This window comes from Acinetobacter sp. NIOH-H-8 (assembly GCF_046635365.1).
Lineage (GTDB): Bacteria > Pseudomonadota > Gammaproteobacteria > Pseudomonadales > Moraxellaceae > Acinetobacter.
The window spans coordinates 1-6,947 of the sequence record NZ_JBHDVN010000084.1; the positions used below are offsets into that span (position 1 = coordinate 1).

The 6,947-nt window shown below is 36.5% G+C and carries 9 protein-coding genes and 1 pseudogene; 5 read left to right on the forward strand and 5 right to left on the reverse strand.

The features are described from left to right. Nucleotides 1-436: 436 nt before the first annotated feature. The 4 genes from ACEWB7_RS16695 to ACEWB7_RS16710 all read left to right on the forward strand — a co-directional run bounded on the left by ACEWB7_RS16695 (nucleotide 437) and on the right by ACEWB7_RS16710 (nucleotide 2,724). Nucleotides 437-748, forward strand: coding sequence for a BrnT family toxin (locus ACEWB7_RS16695; protein WP_038350243.1), 312 nt, complete (start codon nucleotides 437-439; stop codon nucleotides 746-748). Then, the gene (locus tag ACEWB7_RS16700; RefSeq protein WP_038350244.1) at nucleotides 711-1,025 is read left to right on the forward strand and encodes a BrnA antitoxin family protein; all 315 of its coding nucleotides are present in this window, start codon (nucleotides 711-713) and stop codon (nucleotides 1,023-1,025) included. Before ACEWB7_RS16695 ends, ACEWB7_RS16700 begins: the two co-directional genes overlap by 38 nt. Before the next feature lie 129 nt (nucleotides 1,026-1,154). Next, nucleotides 1,155-1,928: an alpha/beta fold hydrolase gene (locus ACEWB7_RS16705; RefSeq protein WP_099143537.1), complete on the forward strand. Its 774-nt coding sequence runs from the start codon at nucleotides 1,155-1,157 to the stop codon at nucleotides 1,926-1,928. Between the two features lie 184 nt (nucleotides 1,929-2,112). Further along, nucleotides 2,113-2,724 carry a recombinase family protein gene (locus ACEWB7_RS16710; protein ID WP_015060246.1) on the forward strand — a complete coding sequence of 204 codons (612 nt, stop codon included), beginning with the start codon at nucleotides 2,113-2,115 and terminating at the stop codon, nucleotides 2,722-2,724. 189 nt (nucleotides 2,725-2,913) lie between these two features. Here ACEWB7_RS16710 and ACEWB7_RS16715 read toward each other — a convergent pair whose 3' ends face one another. From ACEWB7_RS16715 to ACEWB7_RS16730, 4 genes are all read right to left on the reverse strand, one after another. Further along, a complete protein-coding gene (locus tag ACEWB7_RS16715) occupies nucleotides 2,914-3,798 on the reverse strand; it encodes an Mph(E) family macrolide 2'-phosphotransferase (protein WP_000155092.1) in 885 nt (294 codons plus the stop codon). 55 nt (nucleotides 3,799-3,853) lie between these two features. Beyond that, nucleotides 3,854-5,329 (reverse strand): ABC-F type ribosomal protection protein Msr(E), encoded by a 1,476-nt coding sequence (gene msr(E), locus ACEWB7_RS16720; RefSeq protein ID WP_000052512.1) that lies wholly within the window; start codon nucleotides 5,327-5,329, stop codon nucleotides 3,854-3,856. A 492-nt stretch (nucleotides 5,330-5,821) separates the two neighbouring features. Next, complete coding sequence (gene nadS / locus ACEWB7_RS16725; RefSeq protein ID WP_000369781.1) at nucleotides 5,822-6,094, reverse strand: NadS family protein; 273 nt, start codon at nucleotides 6,092-6,094, stop codon at nucleotides 5,822-5,824. Further along, on the reverse strand, nucleotides 6,087-6,407 hold the full coding sequence (locus ACEWB7_RS16730) for a type II toxin-antitoxin system RelE/ParE family toxin (RefSeq protein WP_000897307.1): 321 nt from the start codon (nucleotides 6,405-6,407) through the stop codon (nucleotides 6,087-6,089). Before ACEWB7_RS16730 ends, nadS begins: the two co-directional genes overlap by 8 nt. 139 nt (nucleotides 6,408-6,546) lie before the next feature. Between ACEWB7_RS16730 and ACEWB7_RS16735 the strand changes: the two genes are divergently transcribed. Then, entirely contained in the window at nucleotides 6,547-6,786 is a 240-nt protein-coding gene (locus ACEWB7_RS16735; RefSeq protein WP_228154121.1) for an SMI1/KNR4 family protein, read from the forward strand. A gap of 35 nt (nucleotides 6,787-6,821) precedes the next feature. On the opposite strand, the pseudogene ACEWB7_RS16740 reads toward ACEWB7_RS16735, so the two are convergent. Next, nucleotides 6,822-6,947: pseudogene (locus tag ACEWB7_RS16740) on the reverse strand (IS6 family transposase); the annotation flags it as partial.

The window sequence follows — 6,947 nt, forward strand, 5'->3', positions numbered from 1 at the left end:
ACTACACCACATCACTAGACAGTGATGAGTTATTTACTGAATTAAGAGGTAAATAAACTTATGGTGGCGTAAGTGTCATATTAAGAAAGATATCTATTTTGGAGGATTTCGGGGGCAATGATAGCAGTTAGACTCTTTTCTATCCACCCTAACCGCAGTATCGAAGTAAAAGTATAGAATTATCATAGATAATTTTAGAATTGATTTATGTCCATTTAACATAATGGTGGTTACACGCAATACACTTGTATATTAATATAAATATCAGATACTTAATAAAATCAGAAAAATCTCAAAATGCCCAAAAAGCCGATTTTGAAACAAGTCGGCTTTTTTATGTTCGATTCTGTAAGATTTTGCCAATAGAAAATGGAACAACTTTGCAAAATTTACAATTTTGTATTAACATTTTTATATTAACAAAAGCGATGCAACTATGGAAATTGAGTTTTCATGGGATGAGCATAAAGCAGAAACAAACCTCAAAAAACATGGTGTAGCTTTTGAAGATGCAACCTTGGTTTTTTATGATGCTCATGCCGTCTTCAAACAGGATCGCTTTGAAAATGGTGAATATCGTTGGCAAGCGATAGGTCTCGTACACGGGCAGACAGTTTTATTGGTGGCTCATACTGTACAAGATCATAATGGGATTGATCATATCCGTATTATTTCAGCACGACAGGCAGAGAAAAAAGAGAGGAAACAATATGAGCAAAACCGTTACCTACAAAATGGATTTGAATAATCCTCCTGTTTTGTCTGAAGAACAAAAGGCAAGACTGGAAGCGTTAGCTAAACGTCCAGACAGTGAAATCGATTTTTCAGATATTCCTGAACTTGATGACAGCTTCTGGAAAAATGCAGTGCAAAATCCATTTTACAAGCCGACTAAACAAGTAACTACGGTTCGCATCGATGCAGATGTCATGCAGTGGCTAAAAGCCCAAGGCAAAGGCTATCAAACACGAATGAATAAAATTTTACGGGATGCCATGCTTAAAGAATTAAAAAATCATCAATAAAAATGGGAGCTTAGGCTCCCATTTTTGACTGCGTATAACCACCATTATGTTAAATGTGCGACTCTACGGTCAGTATAAATGCTCTACTTTTCATTAGAATAACAGCATCTTTTTTAAGCTGAATACAAAATGAATATTGTAGAAGAAACTATAAAATTAGGTGATAAATCTATATTTTTTAAACGATGGATTGTCCCTGCTTCTCATAAAACTCCCATTATTTTGCTTCATGAATCTTTAGGAAGCGTTGAGCTTTGGAAAAGCTTTCCTCAACGATTAGCTGAATTTCTCCAGAGAGAAGTTATTGCTTATGATCGCTTAGGATTTGGAAACTCCTCACCCTTAGAAAAATTATCTCTTAATTTTATTACTGAGGAAGCAGAAACAACTTTTGCTGCTGTACTACAACATCTAGAAATAGATCAATTTATTGTTATGGGCCATAGTGTTGGTGGTGGGATGACTGCTGTAATAGCTGCTCTATATGCAGACCGTTGCAAAGCAGCAATTACTATATCCGCACAGTCTATGGTGGAAGAAATTACTCGACAGGGTATAAAAGATGCGGAAGCTAATTTTTATAATGAACAATTCATTAAGAAATTAGCTAAGTTTCATGGAGATAAAGCTGAATGGGTATTAAGAGCATGGATCGATACTTGGTTATCACCAGCATTCCGTAATTGGAATATAGATGCCTTTATATCAAAAATAGAATGTCCTCTTTTAGTAATACATGGGGAAAATGATGAATATGCAACTTTGAGTCAACCAGAACGCTTTATTCAGCTTTCTAATGGATATAAAGAGCTAGAAATTCTAAAAGATTGTGGTCATTTCCCTCACAAAGAAAAGGAAACAGAGGTACTAACAACTATCCAAAGTTTCTTAGAGAAAATTTAGATTTCCTAAAATTAACATAATACACGTTATACGAATTCCCAAGGCATGGCTTTTAGTCATGCTTTTTTTATCAAAAGAGTATACCTGAATGATAGCGAGCCAAATCGCATACAATATCTATCATTAGACTTAATGCAATAATTAAATGATAGTATTATCATTAATCTAATAGAATTAAGATTAAATGATAGAAATGAATACACGTATTTATCTACGAGCTTCAACTAAAGATCAAGATGCAGAAAGGGCTTTGCAGATTCTTCAGGATCTAAACCAAAACTTGAATTTGGGTGAAACCATTGTGTACGTGGAAAACTATAGTGGTACGAAGTTAGACCGACCTGAATTGAATAAGCTACTGTCAGAAGCAAATCAAGGTGACACATTGTTAGTTGAAAGTATTGACCGCTTATCACGCCTAACCCAACGAGATTTTCAAGAGCTGAAGCGCAGGATCCAGGAGAAGGGACTTCGTTTAGTCGTAGCAGATCTTCCTACTACCTACCAAATGATTCAAACCAGTGACAGCATTACTCATTCAATCTTGGAACTCATCAACAATATGTTGATTGATCTTCTGGCAACAATGGCCCGCCTAGACAATGAGAAACGTATAGAACGTATTAAGCAGGGCCTGGCACGTTCGGGTTACAAACCAACAGGCAAGAAGGCAAATGAGGCTAAACATAAACGAATAAAAGAATTGCTAGTAGTTGGCAATATGACTAAGGAAGAAATTGCCAAAGCAGTGAATTGTGGAGTTGCAACTGTCTATCGAGTTGCTAAAGTTATCTAAAAGAGGCTTATCTCAACGCGCCCCCAATGGGGCACCGCTGCATTCAGGTTACTTCACATAAGAAATTTTATGTTAAATGATTGTTAGAAATGCCCCTTGATCGAGGCATTTTCTATAAAGAATACTAAAAACTAATTAAAGCCAACCAAGTTTCAAAACAAGGCAGTTCTCAGCAATCATATTTTTAAATTATATAACTCCCAACTGAGCTTTTGCTCCAACGATAAGGCTTTCATTTTGAGTTTCTAAGGCAAATAAACCATACATCAAAGGAGAGGCCGCTGCTCTTTCTAAAGTCTGTTCATATAGTTTATTCCAAACTTTACCCCCTAGTTTTTCATACTCGATGATTAGAGTTTTGAGGCTTTCTTCTCCAAACAAAGTTACATGCCCAGCAAAATCAATCGCTGGGTCATCTATATGGGCTGTTGACCAATCAATAACGCCTGAAACAGCTCCATCCTTTGAAGCTAGTACATGCCCAGCATATAAATCGCCATGTATAAATTGGGTGAAATCTGCCCATAGAACATCATTATCCAACCATTTTCTGTAGCGGGTTTCCAATTGCTCACTTATACCAATTTCAGATTTTACTAACTGCAAATTGTTTGCTATTTCAGGTCTTAAATCTGAAGGTTTCATAATTTTCAAATCATTTTCCCGAACTTCTTTTTCAGGAATACTATGGATTTCAAATAAGGTTTTTGCCAAAGATGTTATGTATTTCGGGCTATCTTTGTCCATATTCCAAATTATTTCATAGGTTTCAGCATCCAAATTTAAAACAGGATTATCTTTAAGTATGGGATAAGCCACTAATTCTGTAGATGAAATTCTCCAATCAGGAACCTCTACAGAAAGATGTTTTTTTACCAATTCTAAAATGCGTTTTTCTTTCTTGATTTGTTCCCTCATGCCATCACGACGAGGAATACGCAGCAACCATTGTTGCCCCTTTGTATCAAGAGCAAAAACGACCTTAAAATCAATGCCCATTTCATTGAAATTCATTTTGTCCGTAAGCAACAAGCCGTGTGCTTCAGCAAGTGATTGAATATCTTGAATTGTCATTTTTAATTTCCTTTAAAGAGTTCAATAATTAATGTTCGGATTAGATTGGCTATCATTAACAATCTCTCTCAAAAGTCTTGATGATTTTGTGGTCTTTGATCTCGTAGATAATGTCAGCAATATTATCGACCAATTGCTTGTCATGAGATACGAAGATAATAGTTCCTGCATAGGACTTCATCATTGTTTCTAATGCGGCAATACTTTTTAGGTCAAGATAGTTTCCTGGTTCATCCATAAGCAAAATATTATATTTTCCTAAAAGCATTTTGGATAAAAGCAGTTTGATGATTTCACCTCCCGATAAGTCGGATAAGTTTTTTTGAATATCATTCGCTCCGATCCCCATTGAAGCCAATACTGCACGAATTTCCGCAACTGTGTACTCGCACTCTTCCTGCATAAAGGAGAGCACAGATTTATGCGTGTTAAATTTATATCCTGTTTGTGTAAAGTAGCCAATTTCAGCTTTTGGAGATATGGTTAATCCATCAGCACGTTCTGATATCATTTTTAACAAGGACGTTTTCCCTGTTCCATTCGATCCAGTTATAGCGACTTTAGCGCCAAGCGGTATTATAAAGTTAGCGTCATCAAAGATAGTACGGCTACCAAATTTTAAGCTCAGACCATCTGCCGTAATCGGGAACTTATTGTGCAGTTCTAGGGCTGAACTTTGACGAAAACGAATAGAACGCAAATGCTCTGGTGCTTGAATATCTTCTAATGCAGCCAAACGCTTTTCCATACTCTTAGCTGCCTGATACAGTTTTCTTTGCTTGGTGCCAGTCATTTTTGCATGCCCAAGTCGTCCAGCACTTTCGGTAGAGTTTTTGGATTTTTCTCCTTTTTTCTTATTGTCTAATCGATTAGCTTGCTGGCGTTTTTCTTGCACAGCAGATTCTAATCGCTCCCGTTCCTTCATCATCAGCTCATATTCTACGGCTTGGTGTTGTCGCTCTTCTTCTTTTTGACGCAAGTAATCCGAGTAACCACCCCAATATTCCGTAATTTTACCGTCTTTTAACTCCCATATCTTGTCTACAACCATATCAAGAAAATATCGGTCATGACTGATAACAAGTAATGCTCCATCAAATGCTTTAAGTTGACCAATAAGTAGATCTATTCCATTGAGATCAAGGTGGCTGGTTGGTTCATCCGCTAGAATGCCATGTACTTGTTGGGAAAATGCGGCAGCAATTTTTGCACGAGTTTCCTCTCCGCCACTCATTGTGTCGTTTTGTACATTGGAAACACCAAGGCGAGATAACATTGCCCGGTCTTCGACCGTTTCTATTTCGATTCCGCCCAGTTGGCTGATATGTGCAAAATCACCAAAACGCTGTAATGTCGCTTCGGCTAAAACAATTTCGCCATTAAGTACTTTGAGTAAACTACTCTTTCCTGCTCCGTTATCACCCACAAGACCAATACGGTCATAAGAGTGAATTTCCAATTCATCAATATCCAAAACATCACGCCCAGCATAATCCAAGCGTATGTTTCTCGCTTTAATAATTAAACTCATTTTTATTTACTCCTGTTTAGCTCTTGAAATTTTTTATGCAGCAAACAGGATTTAGGTGAAAACAAAAGCTAGCATCACAGTGTCCTCCCAAAAAAAAAGCTATTCATCCACAGGGTGGACAAATAGCTAGTCAATTAAGTTATAACTGGAAACTATGCACTAAAAGCATACTTATAAATTAAGCATACTTTTACTTTATATATCCGCATATATTCTTAAAGACACAACAAAAGCCCACCATTATAAAATAGTGTCACTATGCAAATAGTTGTGTCTTAACGAATGCGGATAGAATGCATAAACTTACCTAAAAAATAAAATTCAGTTTTATGATAACTTTACTGTTAAAAGAAGTCTAGACAACCTTGTTTTATGCTTGGATATAAGGCTTATTTTAAAATAATAGTAGTGAAGATTTTCTAAAATTAACATAATACACCTTATACGAAATAAAAATGGGAGCCTTAAGCTCCCATTTTTTAAGTAATTTTTTCAAATAAGGCTTGGGTGAGCATCTAAAATTCGAATCAATGTAGCTGCTGGTCCAGTTGGATAGCGTCGTCCCTGTTCCCAATTTTGCAGGGTACGGGGGCTAATATGTAGACGTGCAGCAAATTCATTTTGGCTCAAGCCAGTTTTTTCACGTACTTCTTTAATATCAGGCAATTCGAGTTCTGTAACTCGGCTTGCTTTAACTTCTTTACGTTTGATAGCTCCAGCTTCTTTGATTGAAGCAACCAAGTCATCAAATAAGTTGTTATCCATGAAATTGCTCCTTCACGAGTTGGTGCAGAATGGCGGTTTCCTTATCTGTTAAATTATCTTTTACTGATTTTGGATAAGCCACTAAGAAAAAGATCTGATCATCCTCGGTGACCCAATAATAAATCACCCGTATCCCACCACTTTTCCCTTTGTTACCTTGAGCACAACGTACTTTGCGAATACCACCGCCATTCTTGATTAGGTCACCTCTATCAGGCTGTACCAAAAGATCTTGCTGAAGTTGACGATATTCCTCATCAGATACAAGGTCTTTAATTTGCTTGGTAAAGATGCTGGTTTCAATAAATAACATGGACTCTTTATACGTCAATGGCGTATTTGAATTTTAGCAGTTTCCATAACAAAAAACGAGAGCTGGTAGATCTCGTTTCGCATAACAGCCATTATGTTAAATTGTAGTAAGAACTTTAATGCGATAGAGCAGAATGTATATGCAAAATAAGCTTGATAACATTATTCAAGAATTAAAAGAACTATCTGGGAATAGTCGTCTAAACATAGAACTACCTGATGATATTTTCATATCTGCTTATGAACGAAAAATAGGTTTTATTTTTCCAAAAGATTATAAAAAAGTTTTGAAAGAGATTAGCAATATCTTTTATGGAACAATTGAATTAGCGTCTCTTACAGATGAGAAAGAATGCTATCGAGGGCACTGTTGCAAATAGAGATTTGAGTCGATGATGTTCCCTTTAAAAAGTGCTTAGAGACCGAAAACCCTGTTGATTAGACACACTTCACCCTGAGGCTGACCATAATAAAATGACGATGCTTGTCCTTTACGTAGTGCACGCATGACTTCAATACCTTTAATTGTGGCATAAGCCGT